The following is a 21,365-nucleotide window of genomic DNA, read 5'->3' as shown; positions in this document are numbered from 1 at the left end:
AGGATCTGAAATGAAACTTGTCCGCTACGGCGCCCGCGGTGCCGAAAAACCCGGTCTGATTGATGCCCAAGGCCGCCTGCGCGATCTTTCGGCCCATGTCAGGGACATTGCGGGGCCGGTGCTGGCCGATCTTTCACCGCTGGCGGCCCTGGACCCGGCCACTCTGCCGCTGGTCGAGGGGAACCCCCGCCTTGGCGCCTGCGTCGGCAATGTGGGCAAGTTCATCTGCATCGGCCTGAACTATTCCGACCACGCCGCCGAAAGTGGCATGGCCGTGCCGCCCGAACCGGTGATCTTTGCGAAATATACCAGCGCCATCTGCGGGCCGAACGACCCGATCCTGATTCCCCGCGGATCGGAAAAGACGGATTGGGAAGTCGAGCTGGGCTTTGTCATCGGCAAGACCGCCAAATATGTGACCGAGGCCGAGGCGATGGCCCATGTCGCGGGCTATTTCGTGGTGAACGACGTTTCGGAACGCGCCTATCAGACCGAGAGGTCGGGGCAGTGGTCCAAGGGCAAATCCTCGGACAATTTCGGGCCCACCGGCCCTTGGCTTGTCACCGCCGATGAGGTGCCAGAGCCGAACAACCTGAACATGTGGCTGAAGGTCAACGGCGAGACGATGCAATCGGGCTCGACCGCGACGATGGTCTATCAGGTGCCCTTCCTTGTCTCCTACCTCTCGCAGTTCTTCACGCTGCATCCGGGCGACATCATCTCGACCGGGACGCCGCCCGGCGTGGGCATGGGGATGAAGCCGCCGCGTTATCTGAAGGCGGGCGATGTGGTCGAGCTGGGGATCGACGGCCTGGGCAGCCAGCGCCAGGTCTGCGAAAACGACGCCTAACGCCCCTGCCCGGCCGTCGTGTGGCCGATGAAAGCCCCGTGAAGCGCGGAAACCCGGCTCATCCGCGCTTCCACCTCGGGGCCAAGTTCGCGGAATACGGCATTGACCAACAGCCCCGACAGGCTGGCAAAGGCCGAGGTCGCATCCCAGAACAGGTTGAAATCGGTGGGCACGGTGAAAAGCTCATCCACCACGCCATGCGCCCATCCGCAATGCGGATCGGTGATCAGTGTGACCGGCACCCCGGCAGCACGCGCCTGCCGCGCCAGCGCCTCGGTCAGACGGGAATAGCGGCGGGCGTCAAACAGCACCAGCGCCACCTGCCCCGGCGGTGCCAGCAGAATTTCCGAAAAATGCCCCCCCTCGACATCGGCCAACTGCACCCCGGGGCGCAGGTATTGCAGCATATGGGCCAGACAGCTTGCATGGCCGCGCTCGGTCTGAAAGCCCGCGACAAAGACCTGCGGCACCGTTGCCAGACGGTGGGCGACACGGTGGAATTCGGGGCTGCGGGCGGTTTCATGGTTGCGCAGGATCGCCAGCACCTCTCGCTGCAGGCCGATATCGTCGGCCTCGGCGCCGCGGGCGGCAAAGTCGCGCAGCCAATCTCCCCCGCGCCAGGCGCCATCGCGGCGCTGATCCTGCAAGGCCGTCTTCAGCGCCTTGAAATGCGCATATCCCAACGACCGGCAATAGCGGCCCACCGTCGCCTCGGACACGCCCGCATGGCCCGCCACCGAGGCCGCCGTTTCAAAGGGCAGCTGATCCAGATTGTTCAGCAACCAGCCCGCCAGCGCGGCCTCGGCCCGGGTGGCGCCTTGCAGGCTGTGTTGCAGGCGGTTGCGCAGATCCTGTTCCATGCGGCCCTCGGCAGTTTCATTTTTGATAGTTTTCTATCATTGTTGACTTACATGCAAGTTTTTCCGACATTGCCCCCAGACCGAGATTCAGGAGAGGCCATGCCCCTACGTTCGCCCCTGCACATCGACAGCGCCGAGCTGCGTCTTGTCCGCCTGCCGCTGGTCACGCCCTTCACCATTTCGACCGGCACGATGCACGACAAGGTCTTTCCCTTGCTGACCCTGCGGTCGGGCGACCTGGAGGGTTATGCCGAAGGGGTGATGGACCCGCTGCCCGACTATCTGGATGAAACCACCGCCGGAGCCATGTCTTTCCTGACCGAGGTGCTGCTGCCCGGCGTGGTGGGCAAGGCCTTTGCCAACCCGCAGGCCCTGCATGCGACGCTGCGGGGCTGGCGCGGCAACCGCATGGCGCTGGCCACGCTGGAAATGGCGTTCTGGGATTTGTGGGCCAAGTCGCTGAACGTGCCGCTTTCGACCGTGCTGGGCGGTCAGGGCCAGGCGGTCGAAGTGGGCGTTTCACTGGGGATCACGCCCGTTGACGACACGCTGGCGCGGGTCGAAAGCCATCTGGCGCAGGGCTATCGCCGGATCAAGCTGAAGGTGAAGCCGGGGCATGATCTGGACCTGCTGCGCGCCGTACGCGCGGCCTTCCCCACGGCGCATCTGACGGTGGATGCCAATTGCTGCTACACGCTGGCCGATACGGCGCTGTTGCAGCGGATGGATGATTTCGATCTGGACTACATCGAACAGCCGCTGGCCTGGAATGACATCCATGATCACGCCACGCTGCAGGGGCGCATCCGCACGCCGCTGTGCCTGGATGAAAGCATCCAGACCCCCGCCCATGCGCGCAAGGCGCTGCAATCAGGCGCTTGCCGGGTGATGAACATCAAGGTCGGCCGGTCAGGCGGCTATACCGACAGCCTGCGAATCCATGATCTTTGCGATGCGTTCGACGTGCCGGTCTGGTGCGGCGGCATGCTGGAAAGCGGGATCGGGCGGGCGCATAACATCCACCTCTCCACCCTGCCGAATTTCCGCAAGCCGGGGGATGTCTCTTCGGCCAGCCGCTATTTCCACCGCGACATCATCGAACAGAAGCTGGAAACCGAAGGCGGCTGGATGCCGCTGCCCGAAACCGGCGCCGGGATCGGCGTCACGCTGGATCGGGATTTCCTGTCGCATGTCACCCTGCAAAAGCATGAGATCCCCGCATGAGCATCGAAATCCGCGACCTGCGCGGCATGGCCGAATGCCGCGCCGCCGAAGACCTTCAGCGCGATGTCTGGGGGGAAGGGGATGTCCCCGATCCCGCCGATCTGATGATGGTGATTCAGCATGAAGGCGGCCTGCTCGCGGGCGCATTTCAAGGCGACCGGCTGCTGGGCTATGTCTTTGCCTTCCCCACCCGTGACCCGCAGGTGCAGCATTCGCACCGGCTTGCGGTGCGGGCCGAGGCGCGGGGACTGAAGCTGGGCGCGCGGCTGAAGTGGTATCAGCACGATTGGTGCGCCCGGAACGGGGTGGCGCTGGTGCGCTGGACCTATGATCCGCTGCGCCGCACCAATGCGACGCTGAACATCGCAGCCCTTGGCGCCGGGGCGCATGTCTATCTGCCCGATTACTATGGGGAAATGGCGGGGATCAACGCCGGCACCGCCTCGGACCGGCTGATGGCGGAATGGGTGATCGGCAGCCCCCGCGTGCAGGCTGCGCGCATGGGCCAGCCGGTGCTGTCACCGACAGAGCTTGCACAGGCCCGTCGCATCGCCATTCCGGCAGGGTTTGAGCGGATGTTGGAGGAAGACCCCACCGCCGCTGGCGCTGCCCGCGCAGAGATGCGTCAGGCGCTGACCACGGCCTTCGATCAGGGTCTTGCGATTGTCGGGCTCGACCGGGAAACGGGCGATTACCTGCTGCTGCCGCGCTAAGCGGTCACCAACGGGTCAGCGCGTTTTCGTCGCTGGCCTTGGCAGCCACCCATTCGGCCCCATCAGCGCCGATTTCCTTCTTCCAGAAGGGCGCACGGGATTTCAGGTAATCCATCAGGAATTCCGCCGCCGCAAAGGCATCGGCCCGGTGCGGCGCGGCGGTGGCGACCATCATGATCTGCTCTTGCGGACCAAGGCGCCCGTAGCGATGGATCACCAGCGCATCTTCCAGCGCCCAACGGGCCTTGGCCTCATCCATGATCGCGCCGATGGCCCGTTCCGTCATGCCGGGGTAGTGTTCGATCTCCATCGCGGCAAGCTGACCGCCATTGTCGCGCACCAGCCCGGTGAAGGTGACGACTGCCCCGGCATGGCGCAGCCCGGCAATGAAGGCTTCGGTTTCGCGGCCAATGTCGAACCGGTCTTCCTGCACCAGAAGATGCATCTCAGCCCCCTGTCATCGGTGGGAAGAAGGCAATCTCGCGCACCCCGGCAAGAGGGGCGGCGAAATCCGACAGTTCCTGATCCAAGGCCACACGCAGCGCCGCGAGATCGGCAAAGGCCAGGGCATAGCGCTCTTCCCGGGATGCAAGCTCGGCCACAAGGTCGGCAACCGTAGCGGCCTCGGTCTCGACCCGCTCGCGCGGGAGGCCAATGCGTTCGCGCACCCAGGCAAAATAGAGAATGTCGATCTGCATCACTTGTCCCTCAGATAGGGCAGCGCCTTGCGGAAATATTCCCATCCGGTCAGCAGCGTCAGCATCGCGGCAATCCAGATCAGCACCAGTCCGATATTGGTGGCAAAGGCTGCACAATCCCGTGCGCCGCAGGTGCGGATCGGATCGGCCAGACCTGCGGTCACCGCCTCGGCATATTGCTCGGGCGTCATGCCGCGCATGTGGATGCCTTCAAGGTATTCGAGGCCCGTGCCCAGAAAGAGCACTGCAATCGCCACCATCTGCGCCGTGGTCTTCCACTTCGCCAGTTTGGTGACCTTCAAAAGGCCCGCCGTGCTGCCCAGATATTCGCGCAGGCCCGAAACAAAGACCTCACGGAACAGGATCGCGGTGGCGGGCAGGATCAGCCAGGGATTCATGCCCGAATAGCCGGTGATCACCATGATGGCGATCACCACCATGGCCTTGTCGGCAATCGGGTCCAACATGGCGCCGAACTTCGATTCCTGCTTCCACAGGCGGGCCAGATAGCCGTCGAACCAATCGGTGATGGCGGCGCCCACGAACAACGACAGCGCGAACCAATCGGCCCAGGGACGCTGGAAATACAGGAACATCACCGCGACACCGGGCGCGGCGAGAAGGCGCAGAACAGTCAGGATATTGGGGATGTTCCATGTCATGCGACAGTCGTAGCCCAAGGCCCGCGCGGGGGGAAGGGGGTGCGGGCTTTACACCGCGCCGCCTGCGCGCTAGGCCGCCGCCTTCGGTCAAAGGGGGCGCCCATGCAGAGCTGCGGAATCGACTTTGGAACCTCGAATTCCACCCTTGGGGTGGTCGAGGGGGGGCAACCCCGGCTCTTGCCGCTGGAGGGGGGCGCGGCAACCCTGCCCTCGGCCGTGTTCTGGGCCGAGGATGGCCCGCCGCTTTTTGGCCGCGCAGGCATAGAGGCCTATCTGGAAGGCGATGACGGGCGCCTGATGCGGGCTTTGAAAAGCACGCTGGGCACGCCCCTGATCACCGAACGCACGCGCGTGGGCGGCAAGACGGTTTCTTTCCGCGAGGTGCTGACCCGCTTTCTGGCCCATCTGCGCCGTCAGCTGCCCGCGCCCTGCCCCGCCGTGGTGCTGGGCCGTCCTGTCCATTTCGTCGATGATGACCCACAGGCTGATGCCCAGGCCGAAACCGTGCTGGCCGAAATCGCGCGCGAGATCGGCTTTTCCGAAGTGGGGTTCCAGTTCGAACCCATCGCCGCCGCGCTAGATTATGAAAGCACCTGCACGCGGGAAGAGTTGGTGCTGATCGTCGATATCGGCGGCGGCACGTCAGACGTGTCACTGGTGCGAGTGGGGCCGGAAGCCGCGAAAAAGGCCGACCGCGCAGGCGACATTCTGGGCAATGACGGCATCCGCGTCGGTGGCACTGATTTCGACCGTCTGTTCAGCTTGTCCGAGGTGATGCCGCATCTGGGCTTTGGCGCCAGCACCAAGGGCGGCGCGGGTCTGATGCCCCGCCACTATTACCTCGATCTGGCGACCTGGCACCGGATCAATTTCCTTTATTCCCGCCAGACCGAGGCCGATCTCAAGGCGCTAAGGCATGAGGCTGACAACCCCGACCTGATCGCCCGCCTGCAGCGCGTGATTGCGGAACGTCAGGGCCATGCCATCGCGATGGAGGTGGAGCGCGCGAAGATCGCCCTCACCGGCGCCGAGGTGGAGCGGCTGATGCTGTCCGCGCTGTGCGGGGCGCCGAACCCGATGGCGCAGCGCGCGCGGCTGAATGCGGCGCTGGCGGCGCCCTTGGCGCGGATCGGGGATCTGATCGAGCGGGTTCTGGCACAGGGCGGTGTCGCGCGGGATCAAGTGGCGACGGTGTTTCTGACCGGCGGGTCAAGCCGTCTGCCCGCCCTGCGCGATCTGGTGGCGCAGCGCCTGCCCGAAGCGGCGCTGGCCAGCGGCGATGATCTGGGCAGCGTTGGCACCGGCCTTGCGATTGAGGCCGCGCGACGCTTCGGCTAGGCCTGCGGGGCCCTGCGGCCCCGCGAAGGGTTACGCAGCCGCCGGGCGGCGGATGCTGGCGGCGGCATCCATTACCAGCGGACGCAGGCCCTCGCCGCCCTTGTCGAGCAGTTCGAACAGGTGGCGGCGCATCCGGGGTTCCCAGAAATCGTTGATATGGGCCGCCAGACCGGCCACGCCTTCGGCATGGGGCTTGGATTCCATGAAGCGCGCAATCTGGTTGGCCATGGTGATGATCTTGTCGTGCGGGCGGTGATCAGGCGACATCGGCGGCGTCCTCCGGCATGATGCGGTCGGGATGGGTGAAAACCTCGAACCCGTCGGGACGGGCCAGGGCGATAAGGGTCAGGCCTGCCGCATCGGCCATCTGGACGGCGGCAGCAGTGGGGGCAGAGACGGCGATCAGCACGGGGAAGCCCCCGGCACAGGCCTTCTGCACCATGTCGATCGAGGTGCGGCAGGTCAGGACCAGCGCCCCTTGGCCGCGCAGATCGGCGGGCAGCGCACCAATAAGCTTGTCCAGCGCATTGTGCCGCCCCACATCCTCGCGCGCGGTATGGATGCCGTCGGCAGCGGTCCAGAAGGCGGCGCAATGGGCGGCGCGCGTGAGATCATGCAGAGGCTGGTGCGCTTCCAGCGCCGCCACCGCCTGCATCACCTGCGCGGGCGTCAGCCGCAGATCCGAGGGCGGCACGGGACGGGCCACGCGCATCGCCTCTTCCAGACTGTCGATGCCGCACAGACCGCAGCCCACCGGCCCCGCCATCGACCGGCGGCGCTTGGCCTGTCGGTCGGCAGCATCGGCATGAAGCCAGATCTGCAGATCGATGCCGCGGGGAGTTTGCACGGCCTCGATGCTGTCAATTTCCGAAAGCGTGGCGATGCCTTCGGTCTGGGTGAACCCACGGGCGAAATCGGCCAGATCGGCCGGCGTCGCCATCATCACGGCATGGGTGGACCCATTGTAGGACAGCGCAACCGCCACCTCGGACGGCAACTCACGGCTGCCGTCGCGGAACGCGCCTGCCCGATAGGCCAGCCGCGCGAGGGGGCGGTGCGTCTCCATCACTCGGCCGCAGCGATCCGGCGCGACAGGCTGGCCTGGGCGTCGTAGGTTTCCTGCCACTCCGACGGCCCGTTCGAGGGCATCACCTGCACCGCCGTCACCTTGTATTCCGGGCAGTTGGTTGCCCAGTCCGAGAAATCGGTGGTGACGACGTTGGCCTGCGTCGCGGGGTGGTGGAAGGTCGTGTAGACCACCCCGGGCGAGACCTTGTCGGTGATGGTGGCCCGCAGCGTGGTTTCCCCCGACCGGCTGGCCAGACGGACGAAATCGCCCTCGCGGATGCCACGTACTTCGGCGTCATGCGGATGGATTTCCAGCACGTCTTCGGCATGCCAGACCACGTTTTCGGTGCGGCGGGTCTGCGCGCCCACGTTGTACTGCGACAGGATGCGCCCAGTCGTCAGCAGCAGCGGGAAGCGCGGGCCGGTCTTTTCATCCGTCGCCACATATTCGGTGCGGATGAACTTGCCCTTGCCGCGCACGAAGCCGTCGATGTGCATCATCGGCGTGCCTTCCGGCGCCTTTTCGTTGCAGGGCCACTGCACCGAACCCATGGTTTCCAGCTTTTCATAGGTCACACCGGCAAAGCTCGGCGTGGTCATGGCGATTTCATCCATGATCTGGCTGGGGTGGGTATAAGTCCAGTCGGCGCCCATGGCATTGGCGAACATCTGGGTGACTTCCCAGTCGGCATAGCCCTGTTTCGGCGCCATCACCTTGCGGACGCGGTTGATGCGGCGTTCGGCGTTGGTGAAAGTCCCGTCCTTTTCCAGGAAGGTCGAACCGGGGAAGAACACATGCGCGTAATTCGCGGTTTCGTTCAGGAACAGGTCATGGACGATCACACATTCCATCGCAGCCAGACCGGCGGCCACATGCTTGGTGTCCGGGTCCGATTGCAGGATGTCCTCGCCCTGGCAGTAGAGGCCCTTGAACGTGCCCTCGACCGCGGCATCCAGCATGTTGGGGATACGCAGACCGGGTTCGTTGTCGATCTTGACGCCCCAGGCCTGTTCATAGATCGCGCGCACGTCGTCGTTCTTGACGTGGCGATAGCCCGGCAGTTCGTGCGGGAAGGACCCCATGTCGCACGAGCCCTGCACGTTGTTCTGACCGCGCAGCGGGTTCACGCCCACGCCGGGACGACCGATGTTGCCGGTCAGCATGGCGAGGTTCGCAATGCCGATGACAGTGGTCGAACCCTGGCTGTGTTCCGTCACACCCAGACCGTAGTAGATGGCCGCATTGCCGCCGGTGGCGTAGAGACGCGCGGCACCGCGCACCTCGGCCGCGGGAACGCCGGTCAGCAGCTCGATCGCTTCCGGGCTGTGGCGCGGATCGGCGACGAATTCCATGTAGTCCTGGAATTCATCCCAGTCGCAGCGGGTGCGGATGAACTCTTCGTTGTAGAGCTTCTCTGTCACGATCACATGGGCCAGCGCGGTGACAATGGCCACGTTGGTGCCGGGCTTCAGCGCAAGGTGATGCGCCGCCTTGTAATGCGCGCCTTCCACCATCTCGGTCCGGCGCGGGTCGACGACGATCAGCTTGGCGCCCTGACGCAGACGCTTTTTCAGGCGGCTGGCGAAGACCGGGTGACCCGAGGTCGGGTTCGCTCCGATCACCAGCGCCACGTCGCAATGTTCGACCGAATCGAAGTCCTGCGTGCCAGCCGAAGTGCCGAAGGTCTGGCCCAGACCATAGCCGGTGGGCGAATGGCAGACACGGGCGCAGGTATCGGTGTTGTTGTTCATGAACACCGCGCGGGTCAGCTTCTGCACCAGATAGGCTTCTTCATTGGTGCAGCGGCTCGAGGTGATCACGCCCACCGACTGACGGCCGTATTTCTCCTGAATGCCCTTCATGCGGGTCGCGGCGAACTCCATCGCCTCGGCCCAGCTGACCTCTTTCCACGGATCGTTGATGCTGTCGCGGATCATCGGGTTGAGGATGCGATCCTTGTGCGTCGCATAGCCATAGGCGAAGCGGCCCTTGACGCAGCTGTGGCCGCGGTTGGCCTTGCCGTGCTTGTAGGGAACCATGCGGACCAGCTCATCGCCGCGCATTTCGGCCTTGAACTGGCAGCCCACGCCGCAATAGGCGCAGGTGGTCACGACACCACGGTCGGGGGTGCCAATGTCGATCACCGACTTTTCGGTCAGCGTGGCGGTCGGGCAGGCCTGCACGCAGGCGCCGCAGGACACGCAATCCGACGACAGGAAGGTGTCGTCCTTCATGCCCGCCTTGACGCGGCTGTCAAAGCCACGGCCTTCGATCGTCAGCGCAAACGTCCCCTGCACTTCTTCGCAGGCGCGGACGCAGCGGTTGCAGACGATGCATTTCGACGGATCGTAGCTGAAATAGGGGTTGCTGTCGTCTTTCGGCAGCCACTGGGGGTTGGCCTCGCCCGAGGTGTCCTTGGCGCGGAAATGGGTCTCCACCGCCTCATAGCGCACATCGCGCAGACCCACGGCACCGGCCATGTCCTGCAGTTCGCAATCGCCATTGGCGGCGCAGGTCAGGCAGTCCAGCGGGTGGTCCGAGATGTAAAGCTCCATCACGCCGCGGCGCAGCTGCTTGAGCTTGGCGTTCTGCGTGGTGACCTTGATGCCGGGCGCAACCGGCGTGGTGCAGGAGGCCGGGGTGCCATTGCGGCCCTCGATCTCGACCAGACACAGGCGGCACGACCCGAAAGCATCGAGGCTGTCGGTCGCGCAGAGCTTCGGCACGGTGATGCCGATTTCCGCCGCAGCGCGCATGATGCTGGTGCCTTCCGGCACGGTCACGTCAAAGCCGTCAATGCTCAGCGTCACCATGGTTTTCGATTTCGCGGCCGGGGTGCCGAAATCGCGGTCGGGGATGATGAAGTCTTTCATTCGGCGGCCTCCTTGGCACTGGCGGAGAAGTCGTCGGGGAAATGGGTGAGAGCGGACATCACCGGATAGGGGGTGAAGCCACCCAGCGCGCAGAGCGAGCCGGATTTCATCGTCTCGCACAGGTCGGTCAGCAGCGGGATGGCGGCGGTATCGCCGCGCCCGATCCGGTCAAGCGTTTCCACACCGCGCACCGCGCCGATACGGCAGGGGGTGCATTTGCCGCAGGATTCGATGGCGCAGAATTCCATCGCGAAACGGGCCTGTTTCAGCATGTCGGCGCGGTCGTCAAAAACCACGATCCCGGCATGGCCGATCAGGCCGCCCTTGCCCGCATATTCTTCGTAACCGAAAGGCGTATCGAACAGGTCGACCGGGAAATAGGCGCCCAGCGGGCCACCCACCTGCACGGCCTTGACCGGACGGCCCGAGGCGGTGCCGCCAGCGATGTCATTCACGATCTGGCCCAGCGACAGGCCGAAGGCGATTTCGTAAAGGCCGCCGAATTTCACATTGCCCGCGATCTGCAGCGGGATGGTCCCGCGCGACCGGCCAAGGCCGAAGTCCGCATAGAACTGCGCGCCCTTTTCAAAGATCACCGGAACGGTGGCCAGCGAAATGACGTTGTTCACGACGGTGGGCTTGCCCATGAAGCCTTCCAGCGCCGGCAGCGGCGGCTTGGCGCGCACGGTGCCGCGCTTGCCTTCCAGGCTGTTCAGCAGGCTGGTTTCCTCGCCGCAGACATAGGCGCCTGCGCCAGTGCGGATTTCCATATCGAAGGCATGGGCGCTGCCCAGGACCGACACGCCCAGCACGCCCGCCGCACGGGCGATTTCGACCGCACGGGTCATCACCTCGATCGCGTCGGGGTATTCCGAACGGATATAGACAAAGCCCTTGGTCGCGCCGGTGGCGATGCCCGCTATGGTCATGCCCTCGATCAGGGTGAAGGGGTCGCCTTCCATGATCATGCGATCGGCAAAGGTGCCGCTGTCGCCTTCGTCGGCGTTGCAGACGATGTATTTGCGGTCGGCCTTGGCCATCCGCACGGTATCCCACTTGATGCCGGTCGGGAAACCGGCGCCGCCGCGTCCGCGCAGACCCGAGGTTTTCACCTCATCCACAATGGCCGCGCCGGTCAGCGTCAGCGCGCGCTCCAGCCCCTTGAGGCCGCCATGCGCGCGGTAATCCTGCAGCGACAGCGGATCGATGATGCCGCAGCGCGCAAAGGTCAGGCGCGTCTGCGCCTTGAGCCAGGGAAGGTCGTCTGTCAGGCCGAGCGCCTTGGGGCTGTCACCATCAAACAGACCCGCCACATCGGCCACCGTCATCGGGCCATAGGCCATGCGGCCTTCCGGGGTTTCAATCTCGACCAGCGGCTCCAGCCAGACCATCCCGCGCGATCCGTTGCGAACAACGGTCACGGTCAGGCCACGCTTCATGGCTTCGGCTTCGACGGCCTTGGCCACCTCATCGGCGCCAAGCGCCTTGGCGGCGGCGTCGCGGGGAACGTAAATCTTCATCAGCGCACCTCTTCCAGCAGGGCGTCAAACCGCGCGGCATCGACCCGGCCCACCAGACGGCCATCGACCATCGCCGCCGGCGCACAGGCGCAAAGGCCAAGGCAGAACACCGGCTCCAGCGTGACGGCACCGTCCTTCGTGGTTTCGTGCCATTCGATGCCAAGCTTGTTCTGCGCATGGGCGGCCAGATCATCGGCCCCCATCGACTGACAGGCCTCGGCCCGGCAGAGCTTGAGCACATGGCGCCCCGCGGGGTTTTCGCGGAAGTCGTGGTAGAAGGACATCACGCCATGGACCTCGGCCTTGGTCAGCGAAAGGTCCTGCGCGATGATCGGCAGCGCCGCTTGCGGCACATATCCGAAGGCTTCCTGAATGGCGTGCAGGATCGGCAGCAGCGATCCCTCCATCCCTTGATGCGCGGCGAGAATTTCATTCACCCGCGCGATGATGGCGGCATCGTCCTGCATGGCTCACCTCTGAATGGGCGGTTGGCTTTGCAGGCGTTCTACGCCGTTCAATAGACAATTCAATATCGTTAAATCGTCAATCGATAGACAAAATCTATCAAAGCGTGGCAACCCGCCGCCCGGCATCCAGCAGCGCGGCAATCAACGGCGTATGTGGTTCACGATGTGCCGCAATCAGACCAACCAGATGCTCGGCCTCGGGCGCGACGATGGGAATGGCGCGCAATCCGCCGGACCGCGCGAAGAGATCGGCCAGCTTTTTCGGCAGGATCGAGGCCCATTCCCCCGTCATCACATGGGTCAGCAGCGTGATGGTCGAATTCGATTCGACCATGGGCGCCGCTGTCACCCCCGCCTCGGCCAGATGCAGGTTCACGATGCGGCGGTTCTGCATGTCGCTGGTCAGCAGGCAAAGCGGCAGGCCCGACAGCTCACCCCAGGTCACGCGGTCACGGTCGGCCAGTGGCGCGCCTGGCACGCAGATCAGGCGGTAGAATTCGGAATAGAGCGGCACCTGCGTCACCCGCCCCAGCGGTTCATTGTCCAGATAGGTGATGCCCGCATCCAGATCGAGCCGCTCGATCCCGGTCAGGATCTCGGCCGAGGTGCGCGACAGGATCGTCACCCGCACATTGGGGTGGCGGCGCGTGAACGGTGTCGTCAGATCGGCGACCATGGGCAGCGCGGTCGGGATCACCCCGATCCGCAGGTTCCCCGCAAGACCCTGCCGCGAGGCGCGCATCTCATCGCGCAGCGCGCGGGCATCGCCCACGATCCGGCGGGCGCGGTCCAGCACGCGCTGACCTTCGGGGGTCAGCCCCTGAAAGCGCGACCCCCGCCAGACCAGCTGCACCCCCAGCTCGCCCTCCAGCTGCTTGATCGCCGAAGACAGCGACGGCTGGGTCACGCCGCAGGCCTCGGCCGCGCGCCCGAAGTGGCCCTCATTCGCAAGGGCAATGAACATTTCCAGCTTGTCGATCATGGGGCTTTGTCGCCCATCCCGCCCCATCCGGGCAAGAGACAATGGGCCACGGCCCAAAGCCCTTGTTCCGTGGCGCGGCGACCTCTACATCCTTGGTATGAAATTCCGCATCCCCTTTGTGAAGAAGCCGCCGGTGGTTCCGGTGATCCGCCTGCAGGGCACGATCGGCACGGGTGGCCGCTTTGGCGCTGCGCTGAACGATGCCGGGCTGGCCCCGATCATCGAACGCGCCTTCCGCATGAAGCCCGCCGCCGTGGCGCTGGTCATCAATTCGCCCGGCGGATCGCCCGTGCAATCCAGCCTGATCGCGGCACGCATCCGCAGGCTGGCCACGGAAAAGGGCGTGAAGGTCCATGTCTTTGTCGAGGATATCGCAGCCTCGGGCGGCTACTGGCTTGCCAGTGCAGGGGACGAGATCTGGGTGGATGAAAGCTCGATCCTCGGCTCGATCGGCGTGATCTTCGCGGGCTTCGGCTTTCCCGACCTGATGCAGCGCCACGGGATCGAACGGCGGGTCGTCACCTCGGGGCGGTCGAAATCGCTGGCCGATCCGTTCCAGCCCGCCAAGCCGGAAGACATCGCCCGCCTTCAGGCGCTGCAAGACCCGATCCACCGCGCCTTCATTGCCCATGTGCAAGCCCGGCGCGGAACGCGGCTCGACAGCACCGCAGATCTGTTCAACGCCGATGTCTGGGTCGGCCAGCAGGCCGTCGAACTGGGTCTGGCGGATGGCGTGGCGCATCTGGTGCCCAAGATGAAAGCGCTCTTCGGGGACAAGGTCCGGCTGGTGCCGATGGGGCAGAAACGCGGCCTGATCGCGCGCCTGACCGGCCGCGCCCTTTCGGGTGCCTGGGCCGAGATCGAAGACCGCGCCGCCTTTGCCCGGTTCGGGTTGTAACCCATGATCAAGGGCGTCACCCTCTTTCTGATCGTCATGGTCGTCATGGCCATCTTCTTCCGCCATCGCGTCACCGATCGGCTTGTCGGGCCGGGGCGCTGCCCTAAATGCGGGCGACACAGGATTGGCAAGGCGCCCTGCCCCTGCGGCGGCACCGGGCGAAAGGACAAGGCATGACAGCACCTCGGGCATTGGTGACCGGCGCAGGCAAACGGCTTGGGCAGGCAATGGCGGTCTATCTGGCGCAGCGCGGCCATGATGTTGCGGTGCATTACGCAGGAAGCGCCGAGGGTGCCGCCGAAACCGTAGCGCAGATCACGGCACTGGGCCGCAAGGCCGTGGCCTTGCAGGCCGACCTGCTGGCCGAGGACGAGATGCAGGCCCTGCTGCCCCGCGCCACCGCCGCGCTTGGCGGCCCGCTGACGGTGCTGATCAACAACGCCTCGGTCTTTGAATATGACAATATCGGCACGGCCACCCGCCGCAGCTGGGACCGGCACATGGAAAGCAACCTGCGCGCGCCCTTCGTGCTGACGCAGGCCTTCGCCGCACAGGCGCCCGAGGTCGGCACCGATGCCGCAGGTGAACCCATCGCCACCGGCCTGATCATCAATATGATCGACCAGCGCATCCGCAAGCTGACACCGGAATTCATGTCCTACACGCTGGCGAAGATGGGCCTTTGGGCACTGACCCAGACTTCGGCCCAGGCGCTGGCCCCGCGTATCCGCGTCAATGCCATCGGCCCCGGCCCCACCCTGCAGGGCGCCCGCCAAAGCGCCCAGCACTTTGCCAACCAGCGCACCAACACCGTGCTGGGACGTGGCGCCAACCCGTCCGACATCACGGCAGCGCTGGGGTATTTCCTCGATTCGCCCGCGGTGACGGGGCAGATCCTCTGCGTTGATGGCGGGCAGCATCTCGGCTGGAAAACGCCGGACGTTCTGGGCGTTGAATGACACGACCCCAGCGGCGGCGCGGCAAGTTGTCCACTTTCCGCGTTGCCGTCACGGAAACGTTAAGAAAATCCTGCCCTTTCAGGCGTTTGCCAAACGTATAAATTTTTCTCCTTACTTTTCAGTCGGTTGCAAAATTGCCTAATTTTTAGGCGTTGCTGTGAAATGGGCCGAAAACAAGGGAAAAATGCAGTCTTCCGGATTTTCTCCCCGCAGTTATCCACAGAAACGGTGGATAGGTTTGCTCTTGCCCTCAGCCCCCGATCATTGCAGCGAGAAGGGGAGAATCGATACATCCGGAAGGAGCCCTTTCCATGCAGGATGACGCACCGCCGCCCCCCGCAAAAACCGGGCATGACCTCATTCAGGACTACCTCAAGACGCTGGATGGCTCGCCCGGCGTCTACCGGATGTTGAACGCCCAGAACGAGGTGCTTTACGTCGGCAAGGCGCGCAACCTGAAGGCGCGCGTGTCGAACTATGCGCGCCCCTCGGGCCATTCCGGGCGGATCGCCCGGATGATCCATGAAACGGCCTCGATGATGTTCCTGACGACGCGGACCGAGACCGAGGCCCTGCTGCTGGAACAGAACCTCATCAAGCAGCTGAAGCCGCGCTACAACGTGCTGCTGCGCGATGACAAGTCGTTCCCGAATATCCTGATCCCGACGGACCACCCCTTCCCGATGATCCGCAAACATCGCGGCAAGCGGTCCGATCGCGGCAAATACTTCGGCCCCTTCGCCAGCGCGGGCGCCGTGAACCGGACGCTGAACCAGTTGCAGCGTGTGTTCCTGCTGCGAACCTGCACCGATGCGGTGTTCCAAAGCCGCACCCGGCCGTGCTTGCTGTTCCAGATCAAACGCTGCGCCGCGCCCTGCGTGGGGCGCATCTCGGAACAGGATTACCGGGCGCTGATTGACGATGCGACGCGGTTTCTGGAAGGCAAATCCACCACCGTACAGGCCGATCTGGCCAGCGCCATGTCGGCTGCCGCCGAGGCGATGGAATATGAACGCGCCGCCGCCCTGCGCGACCGGATCAAGGCGCTGACGGCGGTGCAATCGGCCCAGGGCATCAACCCCCGCGGCGTGGCCGAGGCCGATGTCGTGGCGCTGCACCTGGAAAGCGGGCAGGCCTGCGTCCAGGTTTTCTTCATCCGCGGCCATCAAAGCTGGGGCAACCGGGATTTCTACCCGAAAACCGGCGCCGGCGCCGATGAGGCCGAGATCCTCGAGGCCTTCCTCAGCCAGTTCTACGATGAAAAGGAACCGCCGCGCCTGATCCTGCTCTCGCACCCGGTTGAAAATGAGGATCTGGTGACCCAGCTTCTGTCAGACCGCGCCGGACGCAAGGTGGAACTGGCGGTGCCCCTGCGCGGCGAAAAGGCCGAGCTTGTGGAAAACGCCGCCCGGAATGCGCGCGAAAGCCTCGCCCGGAAAATGGCGGAAAGCAGCACGCAGAACAAACTGCTCGCGGGCCTGGCCGAGGCCTTCGACCTCGAAGCCCCGCCCCGCCGGATCGAAGTCTATGACAACAGCCATATCCAGGGCGCCCATGCCGTGGGCGGCATGATCGTCGCCGGGGCCGAGGGTTTCCTGAAAAGCCAGTATCGCAAGTTCAACATCAAGGGCGAAGCGGGCGCCCAGGGCGATGACTTCGGCATGATGAAAGAGGTGCTGACCCGCCGTTTCGAACGCCTGCTGAAGGAGGACCCGGACCGCAAGACCGACCTCTGGCCCGATCTCCTGCTGATCGACGGCGGCGCCGGGCAGATTTCGGCCGTGGCCGAGATCATGGCCGAACTGGGCGTCGATGACATCCCCTTCATCGGCGTAGCCAAAGGCGTGGACCGCGACCACGGCAAGGAAGAATTCCACCGCCCCGGCGAACCTCCCTTCGCCCTCCGCATGAATGACCCGGTGCTCTACTTCGTCCAGCGCCTGCGAGATGAGGCGCACCGCTGGGCCATCGGCGCCCACCGCGCCAAACGCGCCAAAACCACAACCGCCACCCCGCTTGATGAAGTCCCCGGCGTCGGAGCGACCCGCAAACGCGCCCTCCTCGCCCATTTTGGCAGCGCCAAAGCCGTCTCCCGCGCGGCGGTCGAAGACCTGATGGCCGTCTCCGGCATCTCCGCTGCCCTTGCCCAGCAAATCCACGACTTCTTTCACGACAAGGGCTGACAGAAGGGGGCGCTCGCGCCCCCTCTGGCCTGCGGCCATTCACCCCCTGAGGATATTTGAACAACGGGAAGCCGCAAAACGTGGTCATGTCAGGGGTGCCCAGAGATCGCCCTGTTCTTCCCGTTGTTCAAATATCCTCGGGGGTCCGGGGGCAGACAGCCCCCGGCTTGGTCTCAGGCCCCGCGCGCCAATCGGGCCTGTCGCGCGACCACACGGGCGCGGTAGAGGGTGAAGAGGGCCGCGCCCATGACGAGGGCTGCGCCGATGACCATGTTCATCTTCACCTCTTCATCAAAGACCGTGATACCGAGGATGGAGATGAAGACGAGTTGCAGCAGCGCGAAGGGCTGAATGTCGCTGGCTTCTGCGACTTCATAGGCCTTGATCATCATGTAATGTGCGCCGGCACCCGACAGGCAAAGGATGCCCATCCAGATCCAGTCGCCCTGGGTCATCGGTTCCCAGAAAAAGAGGCCGACCGGCGTAATGAGAATCGCGGCGACAACGCCCGTCCAGAGAAAGCTCGTCATGGCCGCATCGCCCCCGGCCACATAGCGGGTGAGCAGGCCGTAGAGCGCAAAAAGCAGCGCGGCGGCGAGCGGGACGAGCGCCCAAGGGGAAAAGACGGCCACCCCCGGCTGCAGGATGATCAGCACGCCGACAAAGCCCACGCCGATGGCGCACCAGCGCCGCCAACCGACATGTTCGCCAAGGATCGGGCCGGAGAGGGCGGCGATGATCAGCGGGTAGCTGACGAAAACCGCGTGGCTTGCGATCAGGCCCAGTTTCACGAAACCGAGGATCATCACGCAGACCTCGATGATCAGGATCGCGCTGCGGGCAAATTGCATCAGGGGATGGCGCGAGCGGATCACGGTCGCGATGCCGCCGGGCCGCCGCGCGGAGAGCGTCAGGGCGAACAGGGCGAAGAACCAGAAGCGGATCATCACCACCATCCACACATTGTAATTCTCGGCCAGGTGGCGCGAAATGCCATCCTGCAGCGAGAAAACCAGCGAGGTGATCGCCATCAGCAGGATGCCGAGCGAGGTGTTCTGTTGGGCGCGCGGGACCATCGGGGTTCCTTAGATCGGCAAGGGGCGTCGCGGTCGGCGGCGCGGGTTCAGGGCAGGCGCCCGACGGTCATATGGCGTTTGCGGCCATGGCCAGCTTCGCGCTCTACCGCAAAGCCCGCGTCACTTAAAGCCCGCCGCACCGCACCAGCGGCAGTATATGTCGCAAAGCTGCCATGCGCTGCGGTATGGGCTGCAACCTCGGCCAGGATTTCAGGCTGCCACATTTCGGGGTTCTTGGCAGGCGAAAAGCCGTCGAGGAACCAGGCATCGGCCTGCCCAGCCCAGGCGGGAAGGGTGTCACGCACATCGCCCAGGATCACCTCGGCCTCGATCCCCGGCAGATGCAGGGTGGTGCTGCCGGAGGCCCATTGATCCAGCAGCGGGCCGGCCACGGCGCGGGCCTCGGGGAAGTGGTCGAGCGCGCGGGCCATGTCACCGGCCTGCATCGGAAACCCCTCAAAACTTGTGAAGCGGATCATCCCCTGCGCGCCCATCTGCGCCCAGAGGATCTGCAGCGCCAGCAGGTTCAGCCCCGTGCCGAAGCCCAGTTCCGCCACATGGAACCCGTCGCGGAGCCGTTCCGCCAGACGGTTGCCGCGCAGGAAAACATGTCGCGTTTCGCTCAGGCCGTCATTGAGGCTGAAATAGGGGTCATCGAAGCGGGTTGAGACGGGAATCACCCCGTCGCGCCAATCAAGGCTGGCCTTTTCGGTCGGCATGGTGCTTTCGTCCTGCGCGCCCGGATGGCGCATTCGGGGGTGAAACTGCGGAAAGGAACGGGGAATGGCAAGCTGCGATGTGACGGTGCGGGGCGGCGGAATCTTCGGGTTGGCCTGTGCCTGGGCGCTGGTGCAGGGCGGCGCGCGGGTGCGGCTGGTGGAAACCGCGCGCATCGGGGCGGGGGCCTCGGGCGGGCTGGTGGGCGCCCTGTCGCCGCATATGCCGGAAAACTGGAACCCCAAGAAACAGTTTCAGTTGGAAAGCCTGTTGATGGCTGCCGATTTCTGGGCGGGGGTCGAGGTGGCGGGTGGACAGCCCAGTGGCTATGCCCGGTCGGGGCGGCTGCAGCCGCTGACCGATGCCGGGGCCATGGCCAAGGCGGCAGAGCGGGCGCAATCGGCGGCAACACTCTGGGCCGGGAAGGCGCTGTGGCAGGTGGTGCCCGCCACGGGCGCCACCTGGGAACCTGTCAGCCCCAGCGGCCATCTGATCCATGACACGCTGTCGGCGCGGCTGCATCCGCGCATGGCGGCGGCGGCCCTCGTGGCGGCGCTGCGCGCGAAAGGGGCCGAGATCGTGCTGGGCGCGGCCGAGGATGAGGGGATTGTCCTACATGCCACGGGCGCTGCGGGGTTGCAGGATCTGTCGGCCGCGCTGGGGCGGCCTGTGGGCAACGGCGTGAAAGGTCAGGCGCTGAGCCTGCGGTTCGAGGCCGCTGACAAGGCGCAGCTTTATGTTGACGGGCTGCATATCGTGCCCCATGCGAATGGGACCGTGGCTATCGGCTCGACCTCCGAGCGGGACTATGACGATCCGACCGCGACCGACGCACAGCTGGATGACCTGCATGCTCGCGCCGTGGCGGCGCTGCCCTGTCTTGCCGGGGCGCCGGTGGTGGATCGCTGGGCCGGTCTGCGGCCCCGCGCGCGGTCGCGGGCGCCAATGCTGGGGGCCTGGCCCGACCGCCCCGGCCATTTCATCGCCAATGGCGGCTTCAAGATCGGCTTTGGCATGGCGCCCAAGGTGGCCGAGGTCATGGCCCGGCTGATCCTGACCGGCGAAGATGCCATCCCGCCCGGCTTCCGCGTCGAAGACAGCCTTTAGGCCTGCAGGCGGCGGGTCAACCATATGCCCAGCAGCAGGCCGCCCCCGCCAAGGGCGGCACAGGCGGCAATAACCCCGTCCGCGCCCCCCCAATCCAGCAGCGCCGCGCCGACCGAAGGCCCGGCGGCGGTGGCAAGGATGGGCGCCACCGCAATCGCGCCAGAGACAACGCCAAAGCCCTCACGCCCCAGCTTTTCGGCCTGAAGCACAGGGCGGAGGATCGACAAAAGCCCCGCCCCTGCCCCCTGCGCCATGGCAAAGCCGAAAATCAGCAGCGGCGCTGCCCCGGCCAGATGCAGCAGCGCCGCCGCCAGCAGGATCGACCCCAACGCTAGCCGTGTGGCCATGCGGTTATCAACCCGCGCTTCGTTCAGCATCAGCGCCAGCCGCCCGATCACCTGCGACGGCCCGATGCAGCTTGCCGCCAGAACCGCCGTGGCCGGGGTGGCGCCCTGACTTTCAAACAGCGTCAGCGCATAGGTGATCAGAATCGCGTGGTTCAGCCAGATCGCCCCGAAGATGGCCGCGATCAGCCAGAAGGCTGGCTGGCGCATGGCGCGGGCCAGCAGGCCCGGCTGCGGCACGGCACGGCCCCCGCCTGCACGGTCTGACCGGCGCAGCACCCGCACCGCCCAAAGGTTCAGTGGGACCACCGTCACCACGCCCAGCACCGCAAAGGCCAGCAGCGCCCCGCGCCCGCCAAGGGCACTGCCCAGAAGGCTGCCCAAGGGGAAGGCAAGGGTTGAGGCCAGTCCCGCGACCAGCGTGATCCGCGTGATGGCCGCACGCGCGCCATCACCCAGTCTACGCGTCAGGAAGGCGAAACAGGTTTCGTATAGGCTGCCTGATTGCGCCAGCCCGATCACGGCCCAAAGCAACACCCAGACCAGCGGCGTCGGCGCCAGCGTCAGAAGGGCAAGGCCCCCTGCGCCCACGGCGGGCAGGATCACCAGCATCTCTCCGCCCAGACCGCGGTCCACCAGACGGCCGGTCAGCGGGGTCAGCACCGCCGTCACCAGAAAGGCCAGCGTCGGGCCAGCGGCCAGCTGCGCCTTGGTCCAGCCGGTCGCCGCCTCCAGATGCGGCAGCAGGGCGGCGAAGCCGTAGTAGAGCGTCGCATAGGTCAGGGTCTGGCCAAGCGCCAGCGCCCAGACCGCCCTGCCCTGCAT

Annotated in this window: 21 protein-coding genes; 8 read left to right on the top strand and 13 right to left on the bottom strand. The window is 65.4% G+C overall.

Annotated features, from left to right (window positions below; genetic code table 11):
• Positions 1 to 10 precede the first annotated feature (10 nt).
• Entirely contained in the window at positions 11 to 850 is an 840-nt protein-coding gene (locus tag IE101_RS08890; RefSeq protein WP_189633475.1) for a fumarylacetoacetate hydrolase family protein, read from the top strand.
• Here IE101_RS08890 and IE101_RS08885 read toward each other — a convergent pair.
• Positions 847 to 1,710, bottom strand: a complete 864-nt coding sequence (locus IE101_RS08885; protein ID WP_189633474.1) for a MurR/RpiR family transcriptional regulator — start codon at positions 1,708 to 1,710, stop codon at positions 847 to 849. The genes IE101_RS08890 and IE101_RS08885 overlap by 4 nt on opposite strands.
• 99 nt (positions 1,711 to 1,809) lie before the next feature.
• Here IE101_RS08885 and menC point away from each other — a divergent pair, with 99 nt between their 5' ends.
• Both menC and IE101_RS08875 read left to right on the top strand, forming a co-directional pair.
• On the top strand, positions 1,810 to 2,934 hold the full coding sequence (gene menC, locus IE101_RS08880; RefSeq protein WP_229804069.1) for an o-succinylbenzoate synthase: 1,125 nt from the start codon (positions 1,810 to 1,812) through the stop codon (positions 2,932 to 2,934).
• The gene (locus IE101_RS08875) at positions 2,931 to 3,647 is read left to right on the top strand and encodes a GNAT family N-acetyltransferase (protein WP_189633472.1); all 717 of its coding nucleotides are present in this window, start codon (positions 2,931 to 2,933) and stop codon (positions 3,645 to 3,647) included. The genes menC and IE101_RS08875 overlap by 4 nt, the downstream gene beginning before the upstream one ends.
• Before the next feature lie 4 nt (positions 3,648 to 3,651).
• Here IE101_RS08875 and IE101_RS08870 read toward each other — a convergent pair whose 3' ends face one another.
• From IE101_RS08870 to pgsA, 3 genes are read right to left on the bottom strand one after another with little or no spacing between them, the layout of a single operon-like run.
• Positions 3,652 to 4,092: a molybdenum cofactor biosynthesis protein MoaE gene (locus tag IE101_RS08870; RefSeq protein ID WP_189633471.1), complete on the bottom strand. Its 441-nt coding sequence runs from the start codon at positions 4,090 to 4,092 to the stop codon at positions 3,652 to 3,654.
• Between the two features lies 1 nt (position 4,093).
• On the bottom strand, positions 4,094 to 4,339 hold the full coding sequence (moaD, locus tag IE101_RS08865; RefSeq protein ID WP_189633618.1) for a molybdopterin converting factor subunit 1: 246 nt from the start codon (positions 4,337 to 4,339) through the stop codon (positions 4,094 to 4,096).
• A gap of 5 nt (positions 4,340 to 4,344) precedes the next feature.
• Positions 4,345 to 5,007 carry a CDP-diacylglycerol--glycerol-3-phosphate 3-phosphatidyltransferase gene (gene pgsA, locus IE101_RS08860; protein ID WP_189633470.1) on the bottom strand — a complete coding sequence of 221 codons (663 nt, stop codon included), beginning with the start codon at positions 5,005 to 5,007 and terminating at the stop codon, positions 4,345 to 4,347.
• Positions 5,008 to 5,109: 102 nt separating this feature from the next.
• Between pgsA and IE101_RS08855 the strand changes: the two genes are divergently transcribed.
• On the top strand, positions 5,110 to 6,345 hold the full coding sequence (locus IE101_RS08855) for an Hsp70 family protein (protein ID WP_189633469.1): 1,236 nt from the start codon (positions 5,110 to 5,112) through the stop codon (positions 6,343 to 6,345).
• 30 nt (positions 6,346 to 6,375) lie between these two features.
• Here IE101_RS08855 and IE101_RS08850 read toward each other — a convergent pair whose 3' ends face one another.
• The 6 genes from IE101_RS08850 to IE101_RS08825 all read right to left on the bottom strand — a co-directional run bounded on the left by IE101_RS08850 (position 6,376) and on the right by IE101_RS08825 (position 13,256).
• Positions 6,376 to 6,612, bottom strand: a complete 237-nt coding sequence (locus tag IE101_RS08850; RefSeq protein ID WP_189633468.1) for a formate dehydrogenase subunit delta — start codon at positions 6,610 to 6,612, stop codon at positions 6,376 to 6,378.
• Positions 6,602 to 7,414 carry a formate dehydrogenase accessory sulfurtransferase FdhD gene (fdhD, locus tag IE101_RS08845; RefSeq protein WP_373296096.1) on the bottom strand — a complete coding sequence of 271 codons (813 nt, stop codon included), beginning with the start codon at positions 7,412 to 7,414 and terminating at the stop codon, positions 6,602 to 6,604. Before fdhD ends, IE101_RS08850 begins: the two co-directional genes overlap by 11 nt.
• A complete protein-coding gene (gene fdhF, locus IE101_RS08840) occupies positions 7,411 to 10,287 on the bottom strand; it encodes a formate dehydrogenase subunit alpha (RefSeq protein ID WP_189633466.1) in 2,877 nt (958 codons plus the stop codon). Before fdhF ends, fdhD begins: the two co-directional genes overlap by 4 nt.
• Positions 10,284 to 11,807 (bottom strand): formate dehydrogenase beta subunit, encoded by a 1,524-nt coding sequence (locus IE101_RS08835; RefSeq protein WP_189633465.1) that lies wholly within the window; start codon positions 11,805 to 11,807, stop codon positions 10,284 to 10,286. Before IE101_RS08835 ends, fdhF begins: the two co-directional genes overlap by 4 nt.
• Positions 11,807 to 12,274: a formate dehydrogenase subunit gamma gene (locus IE101_RS08830; RefSeq protein WP_189633464.1), complete on the bottom strand. Its 468-nt coding sequence runs from the start codon at positions 12,272 to 12,274 to the stop codon at positions 11,807 to 11,809. Before IE101_RS08830 ends, IE101_RS08835 begins: the two co-directional genes overlap by 1 nt.
• 97 nt (positions 12,275 to 12,371) lie before the next feature.
• Positions 12,372 to 13,256 (bottom strand): LysR family transcriptional regulator, encoded by an 885-nt coding sequence (locus IE101_RS08825; protein WP_189633463.1) that lies wholly within the window; start codon positions 13,254 to 13,256, stop codon positions 12,372 to 12,374.
• A 97-nt stretch (positions 13,257 to 13,353) separates the two neighbouring features.
• Between IE101_RS08825 and IE101_RS08820 the strand changes: the two genes are divergently transcribed.
• The 3 genes from IE101_RS08820 (at position 13,354) to uvrC (ending at position 17,296) form a co-directional block, all read left to right on the top strand.
• Positions 13,354 to 14,154: a S49 family peptidase gene (locus IE101_RS08820; protein ID WP_189633462.1), complete on the top strand. Its 801-nt coding sequence runs from the start codon at positions 13,354 to 13,356 to the stop codon at positions 14,152 to 14,154.
• 173 nt (positions 14,155 to 14,327) lie between these two features.
• Positions 14,328 to 15,113, top strand: coding sequence for an SDR family oxidoreductase (locus tag IE101_RS08815; protein WP_189633461.1), 786 nt, complete (start codon positions 14,328 to 14,330; stop codon positions 15,111 to 15,113).
• Positions 15,114 to 15,424: 311 nt separating this feature from the next.
• Complete coding sequence (uvrC, locus tag IE101_RS08810) at positions 15,425 to 17,296, top strand: excinuclease ABC subunit UvrC (RefSeq protein ID WP_189633460.1); 1,872 nt, start codon at positions 15,425 to 15,427, stop codon at positions 17,294 to 17,296.
• A gap of 173 nt (positions 17,297 to 17,469) precedes the next feature.
• On the opposite strand, the gene IE101_RS08805 is transcribed toward uvrC, so the two are convergent.
• Positions 17,470 to 18,372, bottom strand: coding sequence for a DMT family transporter (locus tag IE101_RS08805; RefSeq protein ID WP_189633459.1), 903 nt, complete (start codon positions 18,370 to 18,372; stop codon positions 17,470 to 17,472).
• 47 nt (positions 18,373 to 18,419) lie between these two features.
• Positions 18,420 to 19,091 carry a tRNA (5-methylaminomethyl-2-thiouridine)(34)-methyltransferase MnmC2 gene (mnmC2, locus tag IE101_RS08800; RefSeq protein ID WP_189633458.1) on the bottom strand — a complete coding sequence of 224 codons (672 nt, stop codon included), beginning with the start codon at positions 19,089 to 19,091 and terminating at the stop codon, positions 18,420 to 18,422.
• 64 nt (positions 19,092 to 19,155) lie between these two features.
• Here mnmC2 and IE101_RS08795 point away from each other — a divergent pair, with 64 nt between their 5' ends.
• Positions 19,156 to 20,196 carry an NAD(P)/FAD-dependent oxidoreductase gene (locus IE101_RS08795; RefSeq protein WP_189633457.1) on the top strand — a complete coding sequence of 347 codons (1,041 nt, stop codon included), beginning with the start codon at positions 19,156 to 19,158 and terminating at the stop codon, positions 20,194 to 20,196.
• On the opposite strand, the gene IE101_RS08790 is transcribed toward IE101_RS08795, so the two are convergent.
• Positions 20,193 to 21,365 (bottom strand): MFS transporter, encoded by a 1,173-nt coding sequence (locus IE101_RS08790; protein ID WP_189633456.1) that lies wholly within the window; start codon positions 21,363 to 21,365, stop codon positions 20,193 to 20,195. The two genes, IE101_RS08795 and IE101_RS08790, sit on opposite strands and share 4 nt — an antisense overlap.

Origin of the sequence: Gemmobacter lanyuensis, from assembly GCF_014652355.1 — a bacterium.
Taxonomy (GTDB): Bacteria; Pseudomonadota; Alphaproteobacteria; order Rhodobacterales; family Rhodobacteraceae; genus Gemmobacter; species Gemmobacter lanyuensis.
The sequence above is the reverse complement of the archived record's forward strand: the minus strand, read 5'-3'. Positions and strand labels throughout refer to the sequence as shown.

Coding starts and splice junctions, on each gene's coding strand:
- IE101_RS08890 (WP_189633475.1), top strand. CDS start 11: ATGAAACTTGTCCGCTACGGCGCCCGCGGTGCCGAAAAACCCGGTCTG.
- IE101_RS08885 (WP_189633474.1), bottom strand. CDS start 1,710: ATGGAACAGGATCTGCGCAACCGCCTGCAACACAGCCTGCAAGGCGCC.
- menC (WP_229804069.1), top strand. CDS start 1,810: ATGCCCCTACGTTCGCCCCTGCACATCGACAGCGCCGAGCTGCGTCTT.
- IE101_RS08875 (WP_189633472.1), top strand. CDS start 2,931: ATGAGCATCGAAATCCGCGACCTGCGCGGCATGGCCGAATGCCGCGCC.
- IE101_RS08870 (WP_189633471.1), bottom strand. CDS start 4,092: ATGCATCTTCTGGTGCAGGAAGACCGGTTCGACATTGGCCGCGAAACC.
- pgsA (WP_189633470.1), bottom strand. CDS start 5,007: ATGACATGGAACATCCCCAATATCCTGACTGTTCTGCGCCTTCTCGCC.
- IE101_RS08855 (WP_189633469.1), top strand. CDS start 5,110: ATGCAGAGCTGCGGAATCGACTTTGGAACCTCGAATTCCACCCTTGGG.
- IE101_RS08850 (WP_189633468.1), bottom strand. CDS start 6,612: ATGTCGCCTGATCACCGCCCGCACGACAAGATCATCACCATGGCCAAC.
- fdhF (WP_189633466.1), bottom strand. CDS start 10,287: ATGAAAGACTTCATCATCCCCGACCGCGATTTCGGCACCCCGGCCGCG.
- IE101_RS08835 (WP_189633465.1), bottom strand. CDS start 11,807: ATGAAGATTTACGTTCCCCGCGACGCCGCCGCCAAGGCGCTTGGCGCC.
- IE101_RS08830 (WP_189633464.1), bottom strand. CDS start 12,274: ATGCAGGACGATGCCGCCATCATCGCGCGGGTGAATGAAATTCTCGCC.
- IE101_RS08825 (WP_189633463.1), bottom strand. CDS start 13,256: ATGATCGACAAGCTGGAAATGTTCATTGCCCTTGCGAATGAGGGCCAC.
- IE101_RS08820 (WP_189633462.1), top strand. CDS start 13,354: ATGAAATTCCGCATCCCCTTTGTGAAGAAGCCGCCGGTGGTTCCGGTG.
- IE101_RS08815 (WP_189633461.1), top strand. CDS start 14,328: ATGACAGCACCTCGGGCATTGGTGACCGGCGCAGGCAAACGGCTTGGG.
- uvrC (WP_189633460.1), top strand. CDS start 15,425: ATGCAGGATGACGCACCGCCGCCCCCCGCAAAAACCGGGCATGACCTC.
- IE101_RS08805 (WP_189633459.1), bottom strand. CDS start 18,372: ATGGTCCCGCGCGCCCAACAGAACACCTCGCTCGGCATCCTGCTGATG.
- mnmC2 (WP_189633458.1), bottom strand. CDS start 19,091: ATGCCGACCGAAAAGGCCAGCCTTGATTGGCGCGACGGGGTGATTCCC.
- IE101_RS08795 (WP_189633457.1), top strand. CDS start 19,156: ATGGCAAGCTGCGATGTGACGGTGCGGGGCGGCGGAATCTTCGGGTTG.
- IE101_RS08790 (WP_189633456.1), bottom strand. CDS start 21,365: ATGCAGGGCAGGGCGGTCTGGGCGCTGGCGCTTGGCCAGACCCTGACC.